This is a genomic window from Streptomyces fodineus, from assembly GCF_001735805.1.
GTDB lineage: Bacteria > Actinomycetota > Actinomycetes > Streptomycetales > Streptomycetaceae > Streptomyces > Streptomyces fodineus.
In genome coordinates, this window is sequence record NZ_CP017248.1 from 8,637,301 (window position 1) to 8,660,612 (window position 23,312).

A 23,312-nucleotide genomic window follows, 5' to 3' on the forward strand; every position below is an offset into this window, starting at 1 on the left:
TTCCGTACGGAGATTCCTGACCTCATGTCCCGGACTCGCACCACCCTGCGTCGCGCCGGCGCCGTCACGGCCCTGACCGCCGCCGGACTTCTCGCTGCCGCGGGCGTGGCCTCGGCGCACGTCACCGTCCACCCCGAGAGCTACGCCAAGGGTGCCACCGACGGCGTGCTGACCTTCCGTGTCCCCAACGAGGAGGACAACGCCGGCACCACCAAGGTCCAGGTCTTCCTGCCCACCGACCACCCCATCCTCGGCGTGCTGGTCCACCCCCAGGACGGCTGGACCGCCCAGGTCACCAACACCAAACTCAAGACGCCCGTCAAGACCGACGACGGCACCGTCACCGACGCCGCCTCCGAGATCACTTTCACCGGCGGAAAGATCGCGCCGGGCCAGTACGAGGACTTCAACGTCGCCTTCGGCCAACTGCCCGACGACACCGGCCAGCTGACCTTCAAGACCCTGCAGACGTACTCCGACGGCAAGATCGTCCGCTGGATCGAGGAGGCACAGGGCGGTCAGGAGCCGGAGAACCCGGCGCCCGTGCTCAAGCTGACCGCCAAGGGCGCGGAGGACGGCGGTGTCGCTTCGACCGCCTCGCCGACGGGTTCGAAGGGCTCCGACAGCGCCAAGTCGACCGCCTCGGCCGGCGACTCGACCGCCCGCGGTCTCGGCATCGCCGGGTTGGTCGTCGGCGCGCTGGGCCTCGCGGCGGCCGGCTTTGCCGTCGTACGCGGCCGTTCCGCCGGATCCCGGGCGGAGTAGCGCACCTGCCCTGCCGGCGGTAGCCGTCGGCAGGGCAGCGTCTCGTCGCCGCGAACCCCGGCACAGTTGTCCCTCACGTGACGCGGACCACAACTTTGCTCCGGAACTCGCCCCCCGGCGGCCCCGACTCCTGATGCAGTACGGCGCGATCCGACCGACGCCGTACAACGTGATCTGGAGACGCGGTTGATGGACGAGTCCCGGCAAACCTCCTCCGGCGCGGGTGCGGTGCTGCGGAAGCTCGCGCCTCCGCCCGCCCTGTGCGGATTCCTTCTCCTGCTGGTGCTGATGTTCACGGTGTCGTACGCCGTCGGTGTCGCCGCAGGGCCCGTCGCGCCCGGCATGCACGGCACCGGCACGAGCCGGGGGGACGGCGATTCCGGCGGGGGCGGCGGCACGGACGACATGGGGGACATGCACGGGGGCGGCCACTGATGGGCGGGGAACCCGTGACCGTCGACGCGGTGACGACCGACCTGGCCATCGGTGGCATGACCTGCGCGGCCTGCGTGAGACGCGTCGAGAAGAAGCTCGGCAAGCTGGACGGGGTCACGGCGACCGTCAATCTGGCCACCGGACGGGCGCGCGTGAGTCACCCGCCGCGGCTCAGCCCCGAGGAACTCGTCGCCGCCGTGGAGGCGGCCGGCTACACGGCTGCCCTGCCCGAACCGCCCAAGCAGCCCGAGACGCGCGCGGGCAAGGACGCGGGCGAGTCCGAGGAAGCCGGCCAGGAGCGGGACCGGCTGCTGATCACCGCGCTGCTCGCGCTGCCCGTGCTCGTGCTGTCGATGGTGCCCGCGCTGCAGTTCCGTAACTGGCAGTGGCTGTGCTTCGCGCTGGCCGCCCCGGTCGCCGTCTGGGGCGCGTTGCCCTTCCATGTGCGGGCGGCGCGTGGGCTACGGCACGCGGCGGCGACCATGGACACCCTGGTGTCGGTGGGTGTGGTGGCGTCCTTCTCCTGGTCCACCTACGCGCTCTTCCTCGGCGGTGCCGGGGAGCCCGGCATGCGGATGCCGTTCACTGTGGTGCCCTCGGTTTCGCATGGCGCGGCGCACGTCTATCTCGAAGCGGCCGTCGGTGTACCGCTGTTCGTCCTGGCGGGGCGGTTCCTGGAGGCGCGGGCCCGGCGCGGGACCGGGGCGGCGCTCAGGTCACTGGCCCAACTCGCCGCCAAAGAGGTGACGGTCCGCGACGGCAACGGCGAACGGCTTGTTCCCATCGAGTGGTTGAGGCCGGGGCAGGTCTTCGTCGTACGGCCGGGGGAGCGGGTGGCCACCGACGGGCAGGTGGTGGAGGGCAGCTCCGCAGTGGATCTGTCCCTGGTCACCGGAGAGAGCGAGCCCGTCGAGGTCGGGCCTGGTTCGGCGGTGGTCGGCGCCGCCGTCAACGCCGGCGGGCTGCTCCTGGTGAAGGCCACGGCCGTCGGCGCCGACACCCAGCTCGCCCGGATCACCCGGCTGGTCACCGAGGCCCAGGCCGGCAAGGCGCGGGCGCAGCGGCTGGCCGACACGGTGGCAGGCGTCTTCGTCCCCGTCGTGCTGACGCTGTCCGTCACCTGTCTCGGCTTCTGGCTCGGTGCCGGGGCCGACCCGCAGGCCGCCCTCACCGCGTGCGTGGCCGTGCTCGTCGTGGCCTGCCCGTGCGCGCTCGGCCTGGCCACGCCGACCGCGCTGATGGCCGCGACCGGCCGCGGTGCCCAACTGGGCGTCCTGGTCGGCGGACCCCACGCGCTGGAGGGGCTCCAGCACATCGACACGGTCGTCCTGGACAAGACCGGCACGCTCACCTCCGGCCACATGGCCGTCGCCCGCGTCACGGTCGTACCCGACGGACGGGACAAGGAGGCGCTGCTGCGACTGGCCGGGGCCGTCGAGCACGGCTCGGAGCATCCCCTGGGCCGGGCGATCGCTTCCTACGCCCGGCGGGAACTCCCCGAGGGGACGCTGCCGGACGTGAGTGAGTTCGCCGCCGTGCCGGGGCGGGGCGTGCGCGGCCTGGTCGAGGGCCGGCTGGTCGAAGTCCTCGCCCCCGACGGCGAGTTGCCCACCGCCCTGGCAGACGCGCTGTCGGTGGCCGAGGCCGCCGCCCACACGCCCGTCCTGGTCCGGGTGGACGGTGTGGCCGAGGCCCTGATCGAGGTCGGGGACGTCGTACGGCCCGGCAGCTACCGGGCCGTGGACCGGCTGCGGCGCCTCGGTGTGCGGCCGGTGCTTGCCACCGGAGACCGTGAGGCACCCGCGCAGGCCGTGGCCGCGGCCCTGGGCATCGACGAGGTACACGCCCGCTGCACTCCCGAGACCAAGGCCGACCTGGTACGGGACCTCCAGGAGCAGGGCTACCGCGTCGCGGTGATCGGCGACGGAGCGAACGACGCCGCGGCCCTGGCCGGCGCCGACCTGGGCATCGCCATGGGCAGCGGCACGGACGTGGCCATCGGGGCCGCCGACGTGACGTTGGTTCGCGGGGACATCGAGGCGTTGGCGGACGCGGTCCGGCTCGCCCGGCGCACGCTGGGCACGATCCGGGCCAACCTCGTCTGGGCCTTCGGCTACAACGTCGTGACCGTGCCGCTCGCCCTGGTCGGCCTGCTCAATCCGATGCTCGCAGCGGCGGCGATGTCGGTGAGTTCGCTGCTGGTCGTGGGCAACAGCCTGCGGCTGCGCGCCTGGCAGCCCTCGCCCGCTCCCGCCCGGAGGCGTACCCGATGACCGAGCAGACTCTCTGGCGACCCACTCGCCGTCGGTTGACCGACACCCTCCTCGCCGCGCTCGCGCCCGTGGCCGCGTGCAGCCTCGCCCTGGGCGGGCTGACGACCTGGGTCGGGGCCGGGAAGGCGGGCAGCCCGGCTCGGATCACCGTCTCGAACGGGCGGGTCCTCCTGCCGTACGGGGACAGCACGGACACCGCGGCGCTCTTCGACATCGCCAACGTCGGTGGCGCGGACGACCGGCTGGTGAACGTGACGTCCACCGCCACGCACGGCCGGATCACCCTCAGCGGGCACCGCATGCTGGGCGGCCGGGCCGCCTACAAGTCGGACGTGACCTCGGCCGGCGTCCCTGCGGGCGGCGTGCTGTCCATGTCGCCGCGCGGTGTGGACGCGACACTGCGGGCCGGGGCCGGCTGGCGGGCGGGTGACCTCGTGCCGTTCACGCTGCACTTCGAGCGCAGCGCGCCGGTCGAGACGATCGCGGTCGTGATCCGCCCGAGCGACAGCGGTCCCTGATCGCCCGCTCTGAGGGCGGAGGAATCCTCTCCTAGACGTCGGGGCAGAGTGTCGTCGAGTTCCAGCCGGTTGTCGTGGGCTGGATCACACCGTGCGGATTGAGTACGGTCCCCCGTGGATGTCCGTACCCACGCATGACGACCGAAGTCCGGATGCGAGGATGAGGCACCATGACAGCAGGATGGTGTGCTCGCGCGATACGGGCCGCGGTGTTCGCGGCCATGTGCGTGCTGCTCGCCGCCCTGGGCCACGTTCTGATGTCCGGCAGCGACGTGCCGGCGTGGGCGCTGGCCGCCGGCGGGGCCGTGACCGGTGCCGTGGGATGGTCTCTGGCGGGGCGTGAGCGCGGGCTGCCGTTGATCGTGACGGTCGTGGTCGCCGCCCAGACGGTGCTTCACGAGGCGTTTTCCTACGCCCAGTCGACATCGGGCACGTCCGACGGCTCGGCCTCCATGGACATGAGCGGCATGGACGCCATGGACAGCTCCATGGGCATGGGCTCGATGCGCATGGGCTCCATGGACATGGGCGCCATGAATATGGACCACACGGGCATGAGCCCCATGGACCACATGGGGCACTCCATGGACGGCGGCTCGTCGTCGTTCGGCATGCTCGCCGCCCACCTGCTCGCCGCGGTGCTGAGCGGCCTGTGGCTGGCGTACGGCGAGAAGGCCGCCTTCCGGATCCTGCGGGCGACCGCCGGATGGCTGGCGGCGCCGCTGCGGTTGCTGCTCGCCCTGCCCGGTACCCCCGATCGCCCCCGCGTCCACCTGCGCCGCCGCCGCTCGGACCGGGCGCCGCGTCTCCTCCTCCTCGTCCACGCGATCACGTCCCGGGGTCCGCCCGTGGGAACGGCTGTCGTCTGAAGACAGCTGGTTTCCCGAGGCTGCCCGGCTGCCCGTGTGTGCCTCGGGCCACGGCCGTACGACCGCACAGGCGCTGTGGCGCCACAGCGACGCCGTAGGGCCGTCTCTCCCACTTTCACCGGACCGCGCGCTTCGGCGCGCCCTGGTCCGGATCACGGTTGACCCGAGAAGGACACCAGGTGATTACCTCTGCCCTGCCCACGTCGCGCGCCAAGAGCTATGAACCGGCAGCGCCCGACGACTCGATCACCGCATGGGCGCTGGCCGCCCGAGGCGGTGACGCGGACGCGGTCGAGCAGTTCGTGGGCGCCCTGCACCGGGACGTCCAGCGCTATGTCGCCCATCTGTGCGGCGATCCCCAGGCGGTGGACGATCTGGCGCAGGACACGTTCCTGCGGGCGCTCGGCAGCCTGCACCGGTTCGAGGGACGTTCCTCGGCCCGGGCCTGGCTGCTGTCCATCGCCCGCCGGGCGGTGATCGACAGCTACCGGTACGCCGCCGCCCGGCCGCGCCTGATCGACGTACCGGACTGGCAGCTGACCGCTGAACTGGCTCAGCCCTGCGACCTGCCCGGTTTTGACGACGGCATCGCCCTGCTGGATCTGCTGGCTTCGTTGCCCGATGACCGTCGGGAGGCGTTCATCCTCACGCAGCTGCTCGGCCTGCCGTACGCGGAGGCCGCCGAGGTGAGCGACTGCCCGATCGGCACGGTCCGCTCCCGTGTGGCCCGCGCCCGAGCGACGTTGATGGGCCTGCTGGACGAGGCGGGCCAGACCGCCGCGCTGGCGGTCTGACGCTCCGGGAGGGTGCCGGTGCCGGCTGGAAGGACGGCACCGGCACCTTCGCCGCCGGAGTACCGGGAGCGGTTCACCTGAGCCGGATCGCCAACCGGCCGGGAACTCAAGGCGCCTTCGCTCCGACTACTGGAGCGGGTGGCGAAGGCTCGCCCGTGTACCGAGTGGATCCGGGAGTTGTTCGATGCGTTCTCGTGTGTGGGGCGGTACCGCGGCCGTCGTACTGGGCGGCCTGCTGGTGGCGGGCTGCGGCGGCGGGGGGAAGGACACGGCGGACGGGGACGCGGGGCAGGCCGGGAAGTCGGTTTCCGGTGGCTACCCGGTGTCCGTCACCGACTGCATGGGCGCCAAGGCCACCTTCTCCAGCGCCCCGAAGAGAATCGTCACCAGCAACGCCTCCAGCCTGGAGCTGCTGCTGCGCCTCGGCGTCGGCGACCAGGTGATCGGCACCGGCTTCCCGCCCGGCAAGGGCACGCTGCCCGGCACCCTCGACGCTCAGGCGCAGAAGGTCAAGGTGCTCAGCCAGACCGTGATTCCCAAGGAGAAGCTGCTCGGCTCCGGCGCCGACCTCTACATCGACACCTTCGCCTCCATGGGAAGCATGGGCGGCGGAGGGATGGGGGACGCGCCGACGGCGGAGGAGTTCAAGGCGGCCGGGATCAAGCACATCTACCTGAAGTCCACCGCCTGTGCTGCCCAGAGCAAGACCCCGGTGACCGACCTGTCCGCTGTCGAGGCCGACATCACCTCCCTCGGCGCGGTCACCGGCACCAGTGCACAGGCGCAGAAACTCGTCGCCGGGATGAAGGACAAGGTGGGCGCGGTCCACAAGGCGGTCGGCAGTACGGCGCAGAGCAACCGGCCGACGTACTTCTTCTTCGACTACGACGCCGGTACGAAGCAGCCCTCCGTCACGTGCAACCGCCAGCTCGCCAACGCCGTGATCACCCTGGCCGGAGCCCGCAACGTCTTCGCCGACTGCGACGGCGACTACAAGCAGGTCGGCTGGGAGGACGTCATCGCGAAGAACCCCGACTGGATCCAGCTCGGCGTCCGCAACCGCGGCAGCGAGGCGGCGAACAAGAAGGCGTTCGACGAGGCCGAGCAGTGGCTGAAGTCAAACCCCGCCACCAAGGGCCTGAAGGCGGTCAAGGAGGGCCACTTCCTGCGCATCGGCTCCGAGCAGACCACCATTGCGGGAGTCGAGAACGCCGACACGGTCGAGGCCATCGCCAAGTCCCTCTACCCGGGCAAGGTCGCCTGATCGTGGCCTTCACACGGGTGCGCCGGAAAGCCGCGGCTGCGGACGAGCGCGGCAGCCTGCCCGCCGGTCCGCCGGCGGCGGTTCTGGCCGTGGCGCTGCTGGCCGCGCTGACGGCCGCCGTCGCCTGGGGTTCGACGTCGATCCCGCCCGGCGAGGTGTGGAGCGTGGTGTGGCGGCGGCTGTCCGGCGAGGCTCCGCGCCCCGGCACGGACGACCTCATCGTCTGGCAGCTCCGATTTCCCCGTGCCCTGCTCGCCGCCCTCGTCGGCGCCGGCCTCGGCCTCGTCGGTACGGCGGTCCAGGCGCTGGTGCGCAACCCGCTGGCCGACCCCTACCTGCTGGGCATCTCCAACGGCGCCTCCCTCGGCGCGGTCGCCGCGATCGTCCTCGGCCTCGGCGCCGGCGGGGCACTGGGACTGGGGTTGTCCGGGGCGGCTTTTGTCGGTGCGCTGGCGACGTTCGCGCTGGTGTGGGCGGTGGCCCGGCGCGGTGGCGGGTTCGCGCCGCTGCGGCTCGTGCTGGCCGGGGTCGCGATCGGCCAGTTCCTCTCCGGGTTCACCAGCTACCTGGTGCTGCAGGCCGGGGACGAGCAGCAGACCCACAGCGTCCTGTTCTGGCTCATGGGCAGCCTCAGCGGAGCGACGTGGGAACTGCTCGCGGTACCCGCCGTCGCCGTACCCACCGCGCTGCTGTGGCTCCAGGCCCGCGCCCGGGGCCTGAACGCCCTGCTGATGGGCGACGAGACGGCCGCCGGACTCGGCATCGACGTCACCCGGCTGCGCCGCGAGCTGTTCACCGTCACCAGTGTGCTGACCGGTGTCCTGGTGGCGGTCTCCGGCGCGATCGCGTTCGTCGCGTTGATGGTGCCGCATGTCTGCCGCCTGGTCGTGGGGGGTGACCACCGACGCCTGCTGCCGCTCTCCGCGTTGTTCGGCGCACTGCTACTGGTCGTGGTCGACATCGTGTGCCGTACGGCCATGGACACCCAGGAGCTGCCGGTCGGCGTGGTCACCTCGCTGCTCGGGGCTCCGGCCCTGCTGTATCTGCTGGACCGGCGCCTGGGGAGCGTCAGTTGAGAATCGACATCGAGGACCTGCACGTCGCCTACGCCGGCCGGACGGTGGTCGCGGGCGCCCATCTCGTCGCCGCCGAGGGCGAGATCACCGGGTTGGTCGGCCCGAACGGCAGCGGCAAGTCCACGCTTCTGCGCACCGTCTACCGGCACCTGAAGCCCACCGCCGGGCGAGTCCTGCTGGCCGGCACCGACCTGCGGGAGATGACCCCGCTCCAGTCGGCGCGGCACGTCGCGGCCCTGCCGCAGGAGCGGGGGAGCGACTTCGAGCTGACCGTGCGCGAGGTCGTCGCGATGGGCCGTACGCCCTACAAGCGGGCCCTCGCCGGGGAGGACGCCGCCGACCGGGACATCGTCGCGCAGGCGCTCACCGACGTCGGCATGGCGGAACAGGCCGGACGCCGCTTCACGGCCCTGTCCGGCGGTGAGCGCCAACGTGTCCTGCTGGCAAGGGCGTTCGCACAGAACCCGGACATCCTGGTGCTGGACGAACCGACCAACCACCTCGACATCCGCCACCAGGTCGATCTACTCGCCCTCCTGCGTGCCCAGCGCCGTACGACCCTGGTGTCGCTGCATGACCTGAATGCCGCGGCCTCCGTCTGTGACCGCCTCCACGTCCTGCACGATGGAGCGGTCGTCGCCTCCGGCCCGCCGCGGGAAGTCCTCACGCCCGTGCTGATGGCGCAGGTGTTCGGAGTGCGAGCGGCGCTTGTCGACCATCCTTTGACCGGCGACCCGCTCATCGCCTTCGACCACCGGACGCCGGCGGACGAGGCACCGACAGCCGTGCCGCTGGAGAGTCCCACCCGGGGATGAACGGGCTGATGCACGGGCTGATGAACGGGGTGATGAACGGGCTTGGGCAGGACGACGGTCGCGTCCTGCCCGCTCGGCCGTCTGCCGGGATCAGGCGGCGATCGAGTCGGCGATGCCGTACCCGGCTTCGACGATCGCCGCGCGCAGCCGCTCGTCTTCAAGGTCCGTGCCGCGCACGGTGACGGCGTTGGCGACGAGGTCGACCACGACCTCGCTCACCCCGGGTACCTCGGAGACCTCTTCCCTGATGCTCGCCGCGCAGTGCTCGCAGCTCATTCCCGTGACGTTGTACTGCTTCTGGTCCATGGCGCAACTCCTCGATGCAGACGGGACCTTGGCGTGGCGTACGGATGCCCGAACGCGGACGTTCGGACCGACGCCGTCGCTTCAGTAGTCGGCTGAGCGGAGCCCGGAGTTCCGCCCTAGGCACGCCGATTCGATGTCCGGCGGGAGGGAAGAAACCCTCCGCGACACGCACCGGGCAGCGGGCGTGTTGAGCACTGCGGGGGAGGGCGGTCGGATGGCGCGGCTCCGGCGCGATGTGCACGGCGGTTCCCACACGGTATGGCCTTGGGATCCTGAGCCCAGGACGATCCGGCGTGGCTGGGCGCGGGTCGACGGGGGAGCCTGGCCGTTGCTCGCGGGCACCGTGGCCGTTCTCGTAGCCGGGTACGGCTGGCTGGGATCCGTCGTCGATGGAGCGTTCGGCGCGGCCGTCGGCTGTGCCGCCGGGCTGATCCTCTGCGCGCTGCTGTACCTGGTGGTGGAGTCGGCCGTGTCGGGCGAGCCGGCACGCGGCGGCCGCCGCGACTGATCGGCGCGGGCAGTTTCAGCCTGCCCGCCATGATTTTCGGACGCGCCCGGGAACTCGTGTGCGATCCCTCCCGACTTGTGGGACGAGGCTGCCGTCCGGCAGCCCACCCACGACCGTGAGGGGCGGCAACGGTGACAGGCCACAGTCCCGGTTCGGAACAGCCCGGCCACATACCCGTCGGCGGCCAGGACCGCTGGCTGCTCGTTGCGGTGGCCGGCCTGCTGGCGTTCGTGGCGATGCTCGACATGAACATCGTCAACGTGGCCCTGGCGGACATCGCCGACGGTCTGCACGTCTCCGCCGCGATCGCCCAGTGGGCGGTCCTGGGTTATCAACTTCCCGTGGTGGCCTTGCTGTTGCCTGCCGGCCGGTGGCTGGACGGGGTTGGGATGCGCTCCGCCCTGCTGGTCGCGACCACGGGTTTCGGTGTGTGCAGCGCGCTGGCGGCCGCCGCACCCTGGGTGGCCTGGCTGATCGTCGCCCGCCTCGCGCAGGGCGCGTTCGGGGCCGTGCTCTTCGTCCTGATGCCGGTTCTCGCCCTGCGTTCGGTACGACCGGAACTGCGCGGGCGGGCCATGAGCGTGCCCGCGACGCTGGGCCCGCTGGGCGCGGTGACCGGTCCGGCGGTGGGCGGACTGTTGCTGGACCACCTGGGTTGGCGCGCCGTCTTCCTGGTCAAGATCCCTTTCTGCCTGCTGGCCCTGGTGGTGGCGTGGCGGGCGATGCCGAGGGACGGCGGCCTGCGCCTGCCCGACCGACGGTCGGCGGCGGACGGGCTGCTGGTGGGTTCCGGGGTGGCCGCCCTGCTGCTGACGCTGACCCTGGCGTCGGGAAGCCCGGGGTGGTTGGTGCTCGCGCTAGCCGCCGTACCGCCGTTGTGGTGGTGGCTGCGGGGACCGGGCGGCCGCCCGGTCGTCGGCGCACTGCGGGCGACGGGGCTGTTCCGGGCGCATACGGCGGTGCTGGCGCTGGCGGCAGGTTTCGCGGCGACGCACTACGTCGTGGCCTTGCACCTCCAGCGCGACGACGGGGTCAGCGCCGGCACGACCGGTCTGACCGTGCTCGCCTTCCCGCTCGGCATGGGGCTGGCCGGGCCGGTCGGCGGACGCCTCGCCGACCGGTTCGGGGCTCGGCCAGTGGCGGTCACCGGCGCCGCCCTCACCGCCGCCGGTCTGCTCCTCCTCGTTCCGCTGGGGGGTGACTGGTCGCCGGTGGACGTGGCCTGGCGGCTGGCGCTGGCCGGCCTCGGCATGGGCCTGAACGGCGGCCCGACCCAGGCCCTGGTCATGAGTGCCGCCCCGGCGGACCGCGCGGCGACCGTGGGCTCCTCCGTACAGCTGGCCCGCAGCCTCGGCTTCACCCTCGGCCCGGCCCTGGCCACCGCCGCCTGGGGCCTGGCCGCAGGCGATGACGGCGTGACGGCCGGGCTGACCCTGGCGGCAGTCGCCGCCTGCATCGCCGTACCCCTGCTCGCACTGCAAGGACGCAGGCCCGCGCTCGTGCAAGACATGTCCACCGACGCGGCTCCCGCCGCCCACCACCCCTGACCGAGGAGTCCTCCCCCATGTGCGGAATCACCGGCTGGGCGTCCTTCCACAGCGACGCCCGTCCCCAGGCCCCGGTCATCGAGGCCATGACCGCCGCCCTCACCCCGCGGGGCCCCGACGCCGGAGGCGTCTGGCTCGGCGAGCGGGCCGCGATCGGCCACCGCCGACTGGCCGTCCTCGACCTCGAAGGCGGCGTACAGCCGATGACCGACCGGCCCGACGAGCCGGCCATCGTGCTCAGCTACAGCGGCGAGGTCTACAACCACCACGAACTGCGCACCGAACTGCGCGCCCGGGGCCATGCGTTCCGTACGCGCAGTGACACCGAGGTGGTGCTGCGGGCGTACGCCGAGTGGGGTGAGGCGGTGGCCGAGCACCTGGAGGGCATGTTCGCCTTCGCCGTCTGGGACGAGCGCGCTCAGCGGCTGCTTCTGGTCCGCGACCGGCTCGGGGTGAAGCCCCTGTTCTGGGCCACTGTCGACGGCGGCCTCGCCTTCGCCTCCGAGCCCAAGGCCCTGTTCGCCCATCCGGAGATACGGCCCCGGGTGGACGCGGACGGGCTGCGAGAGGCGTACAGCCTGCTGTTCAACACCGGCCCGACGGTGTGGTCCGGAGTCAGGGAGGTCGAGCCGGGCGGCGTGCTCGTCCTGGACCGGGGCGGCATCCGTGAACGCCGCTACTGGCAGCTGGAGGCCGCGCCCCACGCCGATGACCAGGAAGCGACCGTCGAGCGGATCCGCGAGCTGGTCGGCAGGGCCGCCCGCAGCCGGTTGGAGGCCGACGTCCCCCTGTGCAGCCTGCTCTCCGGCGGCATCGACTCCACCGTCCTGACCGCCCTGCTCGCCGACGAACTGCGCCGCCGCGAGGGGCCGGACGCCCGGATCCGCTCGTACGCCGTCGACTACAGCGACCAGGCCGAACAATTCACCGGCGATGTCCTGCGCACCGGCCACGACACGCCCTACGCCAGCGAGGCCGGCGCCTTCATCGGCACCGACCACAGCACGGTCGTCCTCGATCCGCGCGCCCTGCTCGACCCCGAGCACCGCAAGGCGGTCGTCGTGGCCCGCGACTCACCCATCGGCGTGGGCGACATGGATACGTCGCTGTACCTGCTGTTGGGCGAGATACGACGCCACTCCACGGTCGCGCTGTCGGGCGAGGCCGCGGACGAGGTGTTCGGCGGCTATCCCTGGTTCCACAACCCGAGGGCGCTGGCCGCGGAAACCTTCCCGTGGCTGCTGGTGACCGGCGACGAGGCGGCCATGCCGCTGAACCCCGAACTCGGCCTGCGCATCGGCGAGTTCCGCGACGACACCTACCGCACCGCCCTGGCCGCCGTACCGCACCTCGACGGTGAGAGTCCCGCCGAACACCGGCAGCGCGAGATGCAGCACCTGTCCCTGACCCGCTGGCTGCGCCAGCTCCTGCACCGCAAGGACCGCCTCAGCATGGCCCAGGGACTGGAGGTACGCGTCCCGTACTGCGACCACCGGCTCGTCGAGTACGCCTTCACCACCCCCTGGGCGCTGAAGAGCTTCGACGGCCGGGAGAAGAGCCTGCTGCGCGCGATGGGCGTCGGCCTCGCTCCGGACTCGGTGCTGCACCGCCCCAAGAACCACTACCCGGCCACCCACCACCCCGACTACAACCGCGGACTGCAGGACCTGGCCCGCGACGCGCTCGCCACCGAACAGGTCCGCGCCTTGGCCGACGAGAGCCGTATCAAGCCCTGCCTGGACACCCCGCCCGACCATCTGGCGTGGGGCCACCGCCTGCGCCTCGAACGCGTCGTCGACCTCGCCCTGTGGCTGGACCACTACCGGCCCGAAATCGTCCTCTGAGGAGCCCTGTTCATGACCGTCCAAGAGCCTCCGGTCGAGCCCGTACCCGACCCGGTGCCACTGATGGGCTGCCCGTACAAGGCCAACCCCTACCCGCTGTACGAGCGGATGCGTGAGGTCGGGCCGGTCCACCGCGTCCTCTTCCCCAGCGGCGTCCACGCCTGGCTCGTCACCGGCTACGACGCCGCCCACGCCGCGCTGGGCGACGACCGCCTGGGCAAGAACCACGACCGCGGCAACGACCGCTGGCGCGCCCGCGCCTCGATCATGCCCGAGCCCCAGCACTCCCAGCTCCAGGTCCACCTCCTCCACCAGGATCCCCCCAAGCACACCCGGATGCGCCGCTTCGTGACGGACGCCTTCACCCCGCGCCGCGTCGAGCGGCTCCGCCCGCGCTGCCAGGAACTGGCCGGCGCCCTCGTCGACGCACTGCCGGAGCACGGCCCGGCGGACCTCGTCACCGGCTTCGCCGCGCACTTCCCCTTCCAGGTCCTCGCGGAAGTCATCGGCCTCCCACGGGAACTGGCGGCCCGCTTCGACCGCGACTGGGGCAAGGTCGTCCAGCCGGTCGGGCCCACCGACCCGGGCCGCCCCCTCTACGAAGCCCGGCTGCACGGTCTGCAGAGCTACATCGCCGATGTCGTCGCCCACAAGCGGGAACACTGGGACGACGATCTGCTCAGCCGCCTCGTCGTGGCCCGCGACCGCCGGGAACTGTCTCAGGAAGAGCTGGACTCGATGATCTTCCAGCTCCTCGTCGCGGGCCAGGAACCGGTCACCAACCAGATCACCACGGCCCTGATCGCCCTGTTCCGCAACCCGGACAAGCTCGCCAGCCTCCGTGACGAGCCCGAACTGCTGCCCCGGGCGGTGGAGGAACTCCTGCGCTTCGACAGCGCCTTCGAGCTCACGACCTGGCGCTTCTTCGACGAGGAGAGCGACCTGCACGGCACGGAGATCCCGGCCGGCGACTCCGTGATCGTCTCCCTGTGCGCCGCCAACCGCGACCCGCGCCGCTTTCCCGACCCGAACACTCTCGACTTCGACCGTTCGCCCAACCCCCACCTCGCCTTCGGCCACGGCATCCACTTCTGCCCCGGCGCCGCACTCGCGCGCGCCGAACTCCAGATCGCCCTCGGCACCCTCCTCGCCCGCCTGCCCGGCCTCCATCTGGCCATGAGAGACGAGGACATCGAATGGATCCCGGCTGTCCTCGGCCGCGGTACCAACCACCTGCCCGTCGGCTACGACCGGCGCCTCTGACACCGACGTACCGCTGACCGGGCCCGGCCGCACCGGCCCCGGCTGACCCACACCCACCGACCTCGGGCGCCTGGCTTCCTCTCCCGCCACGGCGCCATGTCGACGTGCCCTCGCACGCCCTTGTACTCCAGGAGGAACGACATGCCCCTGACGACCGCGCCGGACACCCTCTCCACCCGCATCGGCACCGAGATCCTGAACCTGCTTCTGCCCCATCACCGCGCCGGCGACCGGACCCCCGCGACAGCCGAGGCGTTCCCGCACCAACTGCGGCGCATCTCCGCCTTCGTACGCGACGGTTCGCCTGTCGTCTTCACCCTGCCCGGCTTCCCCTGCAAGTCCCCCAACCCGGCCAAGGTCCTTGGTCACCTCCCCGACCAGGGCGAACGCCTCTCCCTCACCTTCCTGAACACCCTGTGCACCGACATCGAGCGGATCTACCCGCCAGGCGCCCACGTGGTCATCTGCTCGGACGGCCACGTCTTCGGCGACCTCATCGGCGTCCCCGACGACCACATCGACGCCTACGCCGACGAACTCCGCATACAGATAGGCCTACTGGGACTGCACAGACTGTCCGTCTTCGACCTCCGTGACGTCCTCGGCGACCTCCCGCACGACACGAAACGCACCCTCGTACACCACCGCTACGCCCCCACCCTGGACGCGCTGCGCGCCGAGATGCGCGCCGACGCCCACGCCCTCGCCCTCTACCGGGGCATCACCCGCTTCCTCGTCGAGGACACCGCCGACTGGACCGGCACCCGCTCCGCCCTCCAGCGCGCCTGCCGGCAACGTGCCTACGGCGTGATCCAGCGAAGCCGCGCCTGGGGGGACCTGATCGCCGAGCACCGCCCTCGTGCCGTACGCCTGTCCATCCACCCCCAACCCATCGGTGCCGCCAAGTTCGGCATCCGTCTCCTGGACGCCCCGGACGCTTGGACCACTCCGTGGCACTCAGCGGCTCTCGGCCGGAGCGACGGCACCTGGACGCTCATGCCCCGGGCCACGGCCGCTCAGCTGGGCCGACTGGTGCGGCAGGAGGGCAGGGCCAGCCACTTCGAGCAGGACTGACCGGGCCGATCAGCCGGCGTCCGCGGTGCGGGCGCGCCGGCGCTCCTCGACCTTGGCCAGGCGCCAGTGGGCGATGGCCACGGCCCACACGACCACGAGCAGGCCGACGACGATGCAGCCGACGTTGTCCGGATTCAGGCCCGCGATCCAGCCGCTGACGGCGCTCAGGCCGAGCTTGTCGTGCAGGACGCCGGCCGGCTCGATGGTGCCGACGAAGAAGGCCACCGCGATGGACAGGCCGGTGACCGGGCCCTCCTCTCAGCCGGGGATGGGGATCAGCCGAGGCCGAACCAGCCGAGGACGGTCTGGACGAGCAGGATGGTGGACATGCCTGCGACGCCGACGACCACGATGGTGGCGCCGACCCGATAGCGGGGACCGTTGGCCGCCGCGCCGAGCACCGAGCGGCGGTTGGTCAGGACCAGCAGGTAGACCAGCACGACCTGGGTGCCGATCGGCAGTTGGACGACGTTCACCGGGGTCATCGCCACCGCGGCGCCGAGCACGATCTGGGCGGTGAACAGTCCCAGGAACAGTGGGGCGTCGCGGAAGCTGCGGGAGACGGAGCGCTCCACGCCGGCGGCCTCGCCGACGGCGTAACTGGCCGACAGCGGTACGACCGCGCCGGCCAGGGCGGACACCATGTTCTCGGGTATGCCGGTGACCCAGGCGGCGAGCGCAGCTCTGCGCAGGTCGGCGGTGCGGACGGCGAGCCCGGCACGAAGGGCACCCGTGGAGCCCGCGGTCAGCTTCGGGAGGTCTTCGGCCAGCTGCCGGGCGGTACGGCGGACAGCGCAGGGGTGATGGCTGCTGCGTGCCCCCTACCTCCCCCGGACCAGGGGACCAGGGAGGCACCACCATGACCGAGGCCACCATGACCACGATCGCCGTACCGCCCCGCGCGGCGGTCCTCGACGACGCGCACCTCGGCGACATCCACGGCGCGCTGGGCACCATCCGCCTGGACGACCACGGCGGGCACCGCGGTCTGTCGGGTGACGCTCGTCATGGCTTCTCGAGCCGGGCTGCCAGGTCGTCGGGGAGCGTGTCCCGGTTGGCTCGGGTCACTTGGAGCAGGGTGATGTCAGGGCGCTGCTTGAGGGCGTCGGTGAAGGGGTCACGGTGCGCGTGGACTGTGGCGACGATGTCGATGTCGGACTCGAACAGGCAACGGACCGTGTCCTGGAACGCGGTGCACGCCAGTTCCATACGCCCGAGCTCGTCGATCAGTACGAGATCTCCAGGAACAGGATCCGCTGCCGCCGACATGAGCGGCGGCAGCGCGAACTGCTCCATGACGTCCAGATCGACGCCGTACCGGCCCACCCGCGGTGGACCCGGGAAGTCGACATGCGCGAGCACGGCTCGGTGACCGCCCTCCAGTGTCTCCAGCGCGAAACCGCTGCGCGTACCGCCGTACCGGATCTCCTCCGTGGTGAAGCCGACGGCCCTGCGGGTGCGCAGGAGCGTGGCCAATCGGCGGACAAGGGTTGTTTTGCCCGCGCCGGGGCGTCCTTCGAGCAGGATTCTCGTCGGCATCGTGTGTGCTCCCTTGCAGGCCCGTATGACGGGTTCCCCGTGCGGTGGTCGGGCTGCTCAGCCAATGGAGTGGCCCGACCACTCCGGCGGCGGTCGCGCTGTTCCGGACAGGGCCGCGCGAGCGCCTGGAATCGAGCTCAGGAGCGTGGCGTTCGGCGGCCATGCGGCGATCCCCGACAACACAGCGGTGAGGGGTGCCTCCGCCAGGACACGGGCGATGCGGTGCATCGTGCGGTGAAGACCGGAAGCCGGAGAGCGGGCTCGTCTTGGCACGTGACGACGCCGACCACCGCTGCGGACGCGGGTGGACGTGCCTGATGCAGCCGTCCGGCCCGGTCAGCTCACCTGCTCAGCCTGAGCCTCCACAGACCTCGGCCGTGTGTCGCGGCGACCACGGTGTCACCCGAGGGAAGGAGGGTGATGTCGGTCGTGACCGAGCTGGGCAGGCCGTGGCCGAGCCGGGACCAGCGGGTCGGAGTCCTGACGTCGGCGACGTAGAGGAGGTGGTCGGTGGCGAGGATCAACTGTCCCTTCGCGATGACCATCGCGTCCGCCGGGACGTCGGGCAGATTGCCGCTGATGTCCCTCCAGGTCGCCCCGCCGTCCTGCGACTCGAAGACATGCCCGACGCCGCCACCCGGGATCCACTTGCGTGAGTACGCGCCGTAAACGGCGTACACGTGGGCGGGACGAGTCGGGTCGCTGACGATCCGGGTGACGTAGCGGTTCGGCAGGTTCGGTGCGGTGATGGTGTGCCAGGTGCCCCCGTAGTCGGTGGCGATGCCGCTCTTGAAGCCGCTTCCGTCCTCGTCCGAGGGAAGGCACGGACCGCACCAGCCCACATAGTCGACGCCGTTGTCCGCTTCGACCGCGGTGGTCGAGGCGGTCTCGCCGAGGTCGTATACGGGCCGCCAGTCGCATGTCCCGCCGGCCTTCGAGCAGACCGTGCCGAAACCCTTCTGGGTCTCCCATACGTACCGGCCCGAGATCACCCAGCGGTTGCCGTCCGTCCGGTCGGCGCTGAAAGGGGCGATGAACTGCATCTTCGGATCACAGCCGGCGATCGGCGCGCTGATCTGGCAGCTGGGGCTGATCTCCCGGAATGCCGCGGCTGTGCCGTCGGAACGACCGCCGACGGTGGTCACCGCGATGTCGCCGTAGGTGTATTCGACGGCGGCGCGGTCGGCGTTGTCCGGGTCCACGATGACATCGCCGCCGTCACCGGCGAACGGCTGGATCACGTCGTGGGAGTTGCCGCGCACCAGGGTTGCGCCGTTGTCCTGCAGACCTCCCCACAGTGCGGTTCCGCCCTGGGGGTCGTGACCTGCGCCGACGTAGAAGTACTGGAGCGTGTGCAGGCCGGCGTTGAGGTCGTGCCAGCCTGCCGTGGCATGGTCGGTGGTCAGCCGGCTCCACACGCCGCCGTCGCTGCCCACGTACAGCCGGCCCTCGTCGTTGATCGCGATGGCGTGCTGGTCCGTGTGGACGGTGGGCGGGCAGCCCGTGGCGGTGCCGTAGCAGGGCAGCGTGTAGTTCCAGAAGGGTGCGATCGTCGTCCAACTCGCGCCGCCGTCGCGGGATTCGTAGATCTCCTCCAGGCCGACGTAGACGTGTTGCGGGTCACGTGGATCGACCCTGACGTACTGGTTGTACCAGGAGCCCACCCCCGGCTCGTAGGTGGACGGGAACGACTGGGCGGATCCGGATCTGCCCAGCGTCCCGGCGTCCGCGACGAGCGTCCACGGCCCGTTCGGATCGCCGTTCGCCGACTTGTACACGCCCTTGAGCGACGTCGACTGCATCGGTGAGGGGCGCTTGCCGGCGGTGTAGGCCGGTGACTGGACCACCGCGTACAGGGCGCTGCCGTCGGGGGCGTAGGCGAGGCTGGTCCGGCCGATGTCGGAGTCGTCGAGACCGGCCGGCCGTATCCGCTGGAACGTACCCGGTGCGCCGCCCTTCGTGGAAAGGTAGAGCCCGTCGTAGGGGGTCCCGTTGCGGAAACCCAGCGCGGCCAGCACCGTGGCGCCGTGACCCCCCGGCCGGACGGTGACGCTGGAGATGATGGAAGTCCGCGCCGGGTCCTTGTCCGGGTTCGGATCGGGGCTGAGCACGCGTTGCCACGGGGTGTCCAGCGGACCGGAGAGCGGGCGCCGCCACAGGCCGCGGCTCGTCGCCGCGAACACGTACGAGCCGTTCGTCGTCACCGTGGCGACCTGGGCGTTGAGGAGCTCGGAGCCGCCGACGCGCCGGAAGGTCCGGCCGTGGTCGGCGGAGCGGTAGACGCCCTGGCCGGTGTAGTTGTCGGCGCTGGTGTTGGCCTCACCGGTGCCGACCCACAGGGAGTGGTCGGCGGGATTCACCCACAGCGAGCCGATCGACTCGGTCGCCGCGTGCTGGAACCCGGGGCTCCAGGTCCTGCCCGCGTCCTTGGACCGCCAGACGCCGCCGTCTGCGAACCCGGCGTACACCCACGGGCCGTCCGTGGCGAGCGCGGAGGCCCTGCCGGTCACCAGGCCCCAGCCGGAGCCGTAGTCGGAGTAGGACGGGTCGGCATAACCGGGGGTCTCGCTGCCGGCCGAACCGCTGGTCACCTCGGACCAGGTGCCGCCACGCACCGGAAGCCGGTCGCCGGCGGCCGCTCCCGCAGCGAGGGCGGCGCCGGAAACGGTGGCGGACGGGGCCGTACGCGCCGCGGCGAACTGGAGGGTTCCGGCGACCGGGTCGTCAGGATCACCGCCGTCGTCGGCCGGTTTCATGCCGCCGGTGTTGCTCAGGTGGATCTGCCTGGCGAGCGCGGCAAACTGCCGGTCGGCGGACGGATGGTGGGTTCGGGGGACGGCAACACCGGGTGTGCCGCCGGTGAGAACAGCCGTGGCCACCATGGCGGCCACGAGCAGGCTGGCGCGAGGGAGCATCGCATGCCTCCTGGGCATCAGAGCGCGTGTTGTGTCGCGCGGTGCTCCCGCCACCACAGGACGCCGGTGAGCGTAAAGGATCAGTCCCTGGCTCGCATAGCCTCAATTCGGTTTCGTACGGCTGGGATTCCGAGAGGCAGACCTCGCCCACTGGACTGTGCACGGGACCGGGGGCCATCCGCCCGGTCCCGGTCGCGTCACGAAGGAGGTCCGAAATCCGCGCTCCGGTGCGCGGCTACCGGTGATGACGTGCGGGAACAAGGCTCACGGTGTGGCTGCTTGGGGTCCGTCGACGATGCCGGAAGAGGCCGGCCACCTATCGGCGGCGGCAGTCCGCCGGAGTTCTCGAGACTCTATCCATAACGCCGAGTTATGGGTGGGTGACGTCTCCCCGGCGGCACACAGGCGGCCGAATACTTCTCCTCGGGCAAACCGCCCGTCGCCAAGTGCGCGGCCTACCAGGCCAGGCTTCCCGTCCGGACGACCAGCTCCCGCCATGCCGCCCGGACGGGAACCACGGCCCATGACCGCAGCGCCGCTACTGTTCGAGCCGTGACGCGCCCCTGCGGTATGGCGACAGCACCCCCCAGGTGAGCTGTCGCCCGCCCTCGCCCCAACACACGGCCGCGAACGGCCGACGGCGCGGGTCTGCGCACGGCCCTTCAAGCCTTGGTCAACGGCCATGCCCCCACCTGCTGCCGCCAGTTCGAGGCTTGACAGGGTCCCCATCCCGGATCGCCCATCCCTGAAGGCACCATGCGTTTTCCAGCCGGACCGAGACACCCGTTGCACGCAGCGTCGCTCCTGATCGTCCTGTCCGCCCTGCTGCCTGGACCAATCACCGCTGGAACACAGGCCCGCGACGCCGGCCATGACCAATCGCCCACTGTGCGCGGCCTGTTATCGATGCTCATCGAGTCACAGTTGAGTAACGCCCATCCCAGAGATGGCATGTGATATTGCACATGTCACATGATGCTTTCATGACAAAAGTCAGAGTCCTGCTCTCGGTCCTCGCCGCCATTGGCGCAGTCTGTGCGGGTATCACGCCTGCTTCCGCTTCCTTGGCCGCGGCAAGGGGTGCCGGTCAGGGGAAGCCCATCTGGAGTTCCTGTCGCGACGCGACCACTCCCGCGCTGCAGTGCGCCATGCTCGAAGTGCCGCTGGACTACGCACAGCCGAACGGCACCAAGATCGAGATCAAGCTGAACCGGCTCCCGGCCACCGCGCCCAAGAGCGAGCGTCAGGGCCCCATCCTTCTGAATCCCGGCGGTCCTGGCGACTCCGGCCTGTGGATGCCCGCCTACGTCTCCGGAAAGATCCCTCAGGACGTCGCATCGACCTACGACTGGATCGGCTTCGACCCACGCGGCACCAACGCCAGCGAACCCCACGTCACGTGCGACGCACACTTCTTCGACGCCGAGCGGCCGGATTACCAAATCAGCCAGGGCACGTCGCAGGCGTGGCTGGAGAAGTCGGCCACGTACGCCGCCGACTGCGCCGCGAAGTGGAGCTGGTTTCTGCCGCACATGACCACTGTCGACAATGCGCGCGACATGGACAGCATCCGGCGGGCGCTCGGGGTCCAGAAGATCAACTTCTACGGTGGCTCGTGGGGCACCTCACTGGGCTCGACGTACGGCCAGCTCTTCCCTTCGCATGTGCGCCGGATGGTGCTGGACAGCATCGTCGGCCCGACCATCAGCTGGTACGACCACAACATCCTGCAGGACAAGGAGCACCAGCGCCGATTCGACGCCTTCGCGGCATGGACCGCCAAGGCTGATTCGGTCTACCACCTGGGCACCGACGCTGCCGGCGTGGAGCAGAAGTACTACCAGGTCGAGGCCGCGTTGCGGACCAGCCCGGTCGCTGCCGCCCCGGCCCCCGGCAAGATCGGCCCCGCAGAGTTCGAAGACACCTTCTACGGCGGCGGCTACAACTTCCTGCGCTGGCCGCAGATGGCGACCGTGCTGTCGGCCTACCTCACCAAGAACGACACCCGCCCGCTGCAGATCGCGTACAACCGTTACGCGGCCCCGGGGGCGGATGACGGCACCTTCCCGGCGTACAACGCGGTCCAGTGCACCGAGAACAACTGGCCGCGCGACTGGGAGTTCTGGAAGAGGGACCAGGCCAAGGTCAATGCCGTCGCGCCCTTCTATACCTACAACAACATGTGGTACAACGCCGCCTGCATGTTCTGGCCCTACCAGGGCAACCCGGCCGGCCGACTGAAGATCACCGGCAAGGGCCTGCCGCCCGTACTGCTCTTCCAGGCCACCGAGGACGCCGCCACCCCCTACCCGGGTGCCCTCGCCATGCACAAGGCACTGCCCGGATCCGAACTCGTCGTCCAGAACGGAGGCAGCTTCCACGAGATCCTTTTCCACGGCAACGCCTGCCTGGACGACACCTTCACCGCCTACCTGCGAGACGGCCGCCTCCCCAGCGGCAAAGGTGTCATCGCCAAGACCTGTGCGCCCGAACCCGACCCCACCCCGGTCTACTTGACGCCCCCACCCGCCGCCGTGAAAACCGAGCACGCTCTCCCAGCCACAGACCCTCAGGCCATCCACGGCATCAGGTAACGCAACGCAACGCTCCGTAACCCCAACATCAGAATTGGCGAAAGCCGTCCGGGGCCATCGGTAGGAGGGCCGGGTGGCCTGGGGAATCGCGCCCCCGGGCCACCCGACCAGGTTCTGCGGCTCTGATCAACACTTCGGGATGGCCGAGTGTGACCGCACGTCACCCCTGACAGATCCGAATTGGTTTCCCGATCATCCGGCTCTCCAGCGACTACAGCGCGAGCGAGTCAGACTGCTCGCACAGGACACACGGCGCCGTTGCGGCGATCTGCGCCGCTGGGAGGCCGAGGACACCGTGGGCGATTGAACCGTGCCTGCCGACGCGCCATCGCCGATCCCGCTTGCCTTTGACCAACTCCGAGAGCATCCGGGGCAGTAGCTCTTGCGCGGTGGCTGCGTCGGAGGGCATGTCGGCGGTGTCGAGCTTTGCGGCGGGGGTCCGGATCTGCTGAGCGATCTGCGGGCTGAGGCGGACGTTGCGGGCCATCGGCTGCTCCATGGGTTGGATGCTGATACCGGTGCGGTTTCCGGCAGACCCGGGTTGGATAGCTTCCGGTGCGCCCGCCGTGCTGCGACGAGGTAGCCCGCGGTCCTGGCCGGGGTTCATCCCTCGGGCCTGTGCAGGCAGGTCTCGCGTTGCTGGTGGCTTCCCGGCGCGCCTGTGCCTACAGCCGCCCAGAAGGCCCGGGAGTCCTGGAAGTGGCCGCCCAGGGGCGCCAGGGGCACCGCCACGGCCGCGGCCGGCGGGCCGGTTGGAGGACCGTCCGGCGTGCTGTCCGTGTCCTGTCGCCCGATTGCCGTGGCGCCCGCCCGCCCAAGTTGACGGTGCATGGCGCAGGGGTTTCACCCGGACGGCGGAGCGGGCAGGATGAGGCGGCCATGACATACCCATACGGTGCTGACCCGAAGGGAA

General features: G+C 71.0%; 21 protein-coding genes and 1 pseudogene. 15 read left to right on the forward strand and 7 right to left on the reverse strand.

From position 1 onward, the window contains the following. Positions 1 to 24 precede the first annotated feature (24 nt). From BFF78_RS37505 to BFF78_RS37545, 9 genes are all read left to right on the forward strand, one after another. Complete coding sequence (locus tag BFF78_RS37505) at positions 25 to 765, forward strand: YcnI family copper-binding membrane protein (RefSeq protein ID WP_069782506.1); 741 nt, start codon at positions 25 to 27, stop codon at positions 763 to 765. A 189-nt stretch (positions 766 to 954) separates the two neighbouring features. Continuing rightward, a complete protein-coding gene (locus BFF78_RS37510) occupies positions 955 to 1,200 on the forward strand; it encodes a hypothetical protein (RefSeq protein WP_069782507.1) in 246 nt (81 codons plus the stop codon). After that, positions 1,200 to 3,473, forward strand: a complete 2,274-nt coding sequence (locus BFF78_RS37515) for a heavy metal translocating P-type ATPase (RefSeq protein WP_069782508.1) — start codon at positions 1,200 to 1,202, stop codon at positions 3,471 to 3,473. Before BFF78_RS37510 ends, BFF78_RS37515 begins: the two co-directional genes overlap by 1 nt. Then, on the forward strand, positions 3,470 to 3,991 hold the full coding sequence (locus BFF78_RS37520; protein ID WP_069782509.1) for a copper chaperone PCu(A)C domain-containing protein: 522 nt from the start codon (positions 3,470 to 3,472) through the stop codon (positions 3,989 to 3,991). Before BFF78_RS37515 ends, BFF78_RS37520 begins: the two co-directional genes overlap by 4 nt. A 170-nt stretch (positions 3,992 to 4,161) precedes the next feature. Continuing rightward, complete coding sequence (locus BFF78_RS37525; protein ID WP_069782510.1) at positions 4,162 to 4,860, forward strand: hypothetical protein; 699 nt, start codon at positions 4,162 to 4,164, stop codon at positions 4,858 to 4,860. Positions 4,861 to 5,039: 179 nt separating this feature from the next. Continuing rightward, positions 5,040 to 5,654 carry a sigma-70 family RNA polymerase sigma factor gene (locus tag BFF78_RS37530; protein ID WP_069782511.1) on the forward strand — a complete coding sequence of 205 codons (615 nt, stop codon included), beginning with the start codon at positions 5,040 to 5,042 and terminating at the stop codon, positions 5,652 to 5,654. 184 nt (positions 5,655 to 5,838) lie between these two features. Next, positions 5,839 to 6,918 carry an ABC transporter substrate-binding protein gene (locus BFF78_RS37535; RefSeq protein WP_193433613.1) on the forward strand — a complete coding sequence of 360 codons (1,080 nt, stop codon included), beginning with the start codon at positions 5,839 to 5,841 and terminating at the stop codon, positions 6,916 to 6,918. A 2-nt stretch (positions 6,919 to 6,920) separates the two neighbouring features. Next, on the forward strand, positions 6,921 to 7,994 hold the full coding sequence (locus tag BFF78_RS37540; RefSeq protein WP_099055003.1) for a FecCD family ABC transporter permease: 1,074 nt from the start codon (positions 6,921 to 6,923) through the stop codon (positions 7,992 to 7,994). After that, a complete protein-coding gene (locus tag BFF78_RS37545; protein WP_069782512.1) occupies positions 7,991 to 8,809 on the forward strand; it encodes an ABC transporter ATP-binding protein in 819 nt (272 codons plus the stop codon). The genes BFF78_RS37540 and BFF78_RS37545 overlap by 4 nt, the downstream gene beginning before the upstream one ends. Before the next feature lie 90 nt (positions 8,810 to 8,899). Here the strand turns inward: BFF78_RS37545 and BFF78_RS37550 are convergent, their stop codons facing one another. After that, a complete protein-coding gene (locus tag BFF78_RS37550; RefSeq protein ID WP_069782513.1) occupies positions 8,900 to 9,115 on the reverse strand; it encodes a heavy-metal-associated domain-containing protein in 216 nt (71 codons plus the stop codon). 328 nt (positions 9,116 to 9,443) lie between these two features. On the opposite strand from BFF78_RS37550, the gene BFF78_RS45035 reads away from it, so the two are divergent. From BFF78_RS45035 to BFF78_RS37575, 5 genes are all read left to right on the forward strand, one after another. After that, positions 9,444 to 9,623: a hypothetical protein gene (locus BFF78_RS45035; RefSeq protein ID WP_069782514.1), complete on the forward strand. Its 180-nt coding sequence runs from the start codon at positions 9,444 to 9,446 to the stop codon at positions 9,621 to 9,623. A gap of 131 nt (positions 9,624 to 9,754) precedes the next feature. Beyond that, on the forward strand, positions 9,755 to 11,170 hold the full coding sequence (locus BFF78_RS37560; RefSeq protein ID WP_069782515.1) for an MFS transporter: 1,416 nt from the start codon (positions 9,755 to 9,757) through the stop codon (positions 11,168 to 11,170). 17 nt (positions 11,171 to 11,187) lie between these two features. Then, positions 11,188 to 13,014 (forward strand): asparagine synthase (glutamine-hydrolyzing), encoded by a 1,827-nt coding sequence (gene asnB / locus BFF78_RS37565; protein WP_069782516.1) that lies wholly within the window; start codon positions 11,188 to 11,190, stop codon positions 13,012 to 13,014. Between the two features lie 12 nt (positions 13,015 to 13,026). Then, the gene (locus BFF78_RS37570; RefSeq protein ID WP_069782517.1) at positions 13,027 to 14,277 is read left to right on the forward strand and encodes a cytochrome P450 family protein; all 1,251 of its coding nucleotides are present in this window, start codon (positions 13,027 to 13,029) and stop codon (positions 14,275 to 14,277) included. A 141-nt stretch (positions 14,278 to 14,418) separates the two neighbouring features. After that, positions 14,419 to 15,351, forward strand: coding sequence for an L-tyrosine/L-tryptophan isonitrile synthase family protein (locus BFF78_RS37575; RefSeq protein ID WP_069782518.1), 933 nt, complete (start codon positions 14,419 to 14,421; stop codon positions 15,349 to 15,351). Between the two features lie 9 nt (positions 15,352 to 15,360). On the opposite strand, the pseudogene BFF78_RS37580 reads toward BFF78_RS37575, so the two are convergent. The 5 genes and pseudogenes from BFF78_RS37580 to BFF78_RS37595 all read right to left on the reverse strand — a co-directional run. Beyond that, a pseudogene (locus tag BFF78_RS37580) lies at positions 15,361 to 15,597 on the reverse strand (HoxN/HupN/NixA family nickel/cobalt transporter); the annotation flags it as partial. 29 nt (positions 15,598 to 15,626) lie between these two features. Continuing rightward, positions 15,627 to 15,995, reverse strand: a complete 369-nt coding sequence (locus tag BFF78_RS37585; RefSeq protein WP_069782520.1) for a hypothetical protein — start codon at positions 15,993 to 15,995, stop codon at positions 15,627 to 15,629. A gap of 101 nt (positions 15,996 to 16,096) precedes the next feature. Then, a complete protein-coding gene (locus tag BFF78_RS46510; RefSeq protein WP_159033122.1) occupies positions 16,097 to 16,360 on the reverse strand; it encodes a hypothetical protein in 264 nt (87 codons plus the stop codon). Next, complete coding sequence (locus BFF78_RS37590) at positions 16,357 to 16,890, reverse strand: nucleoside-triphosphatase (protein WP_069782521.1); 534 nt, start codon at positions 16,888 to 16,890, stop codon at positions 16,357 to 16,359. Before BFF78_RS37590 ends, BFF78_RS46510 begins: the two co-directional genes overlap by 4 nt. 341 nt (positions 16,891 to 17,231) lie before the next feature. Then, a complete protein-coding gene (locus BFF78_RS37595) occupies positions 17,232 to 19,805 on the reverse strand; it encodes a beta propeller repeat protein (RefSeq protein WP_069782522.1) in 2,574 nt (857 codons plus the stop codon). A 1,148-nt stretch (positions 19,806 to 20,953) separates the two neighbouring features. On the opposite strand from BFF78_RS37595, the gene BFF78_RS37600 reads away from it, so the two are divergent. Then, positions 20,954 to 22,399: an alpha/beta hydrolase gene (locus tag BFF78_RS37600; RefSeq protein WP_069782523.1), complete on the forward strand. Its 1,446-nt coding sequence runs from the start codon at positions 20,954 to 20,956 to the stop codon at positions 22,397 to 22,399. Between the two features lie 211 nt (positions 22,400 to 22,610). Here the strand turns inward: BFF78_RS37600 and BFF78_RS37605 are convergent, their stop codons facing one another. Further along, positions 22,611 to 22,898 carry a hypothetical protein gene (locus BFF78_RS37605; RefSeq protein ID WP_069782524.1) on the reverse strand — a complete coding sequence of 96 codons (288 nt, stop codon included), beginning with the start codon at positions 22,896 to 22,898 and terminating at the stop codon, positions 22,611 to 22,613. Positions 22,899 to 23,312 lie beyond the last annotated feature (414 nt).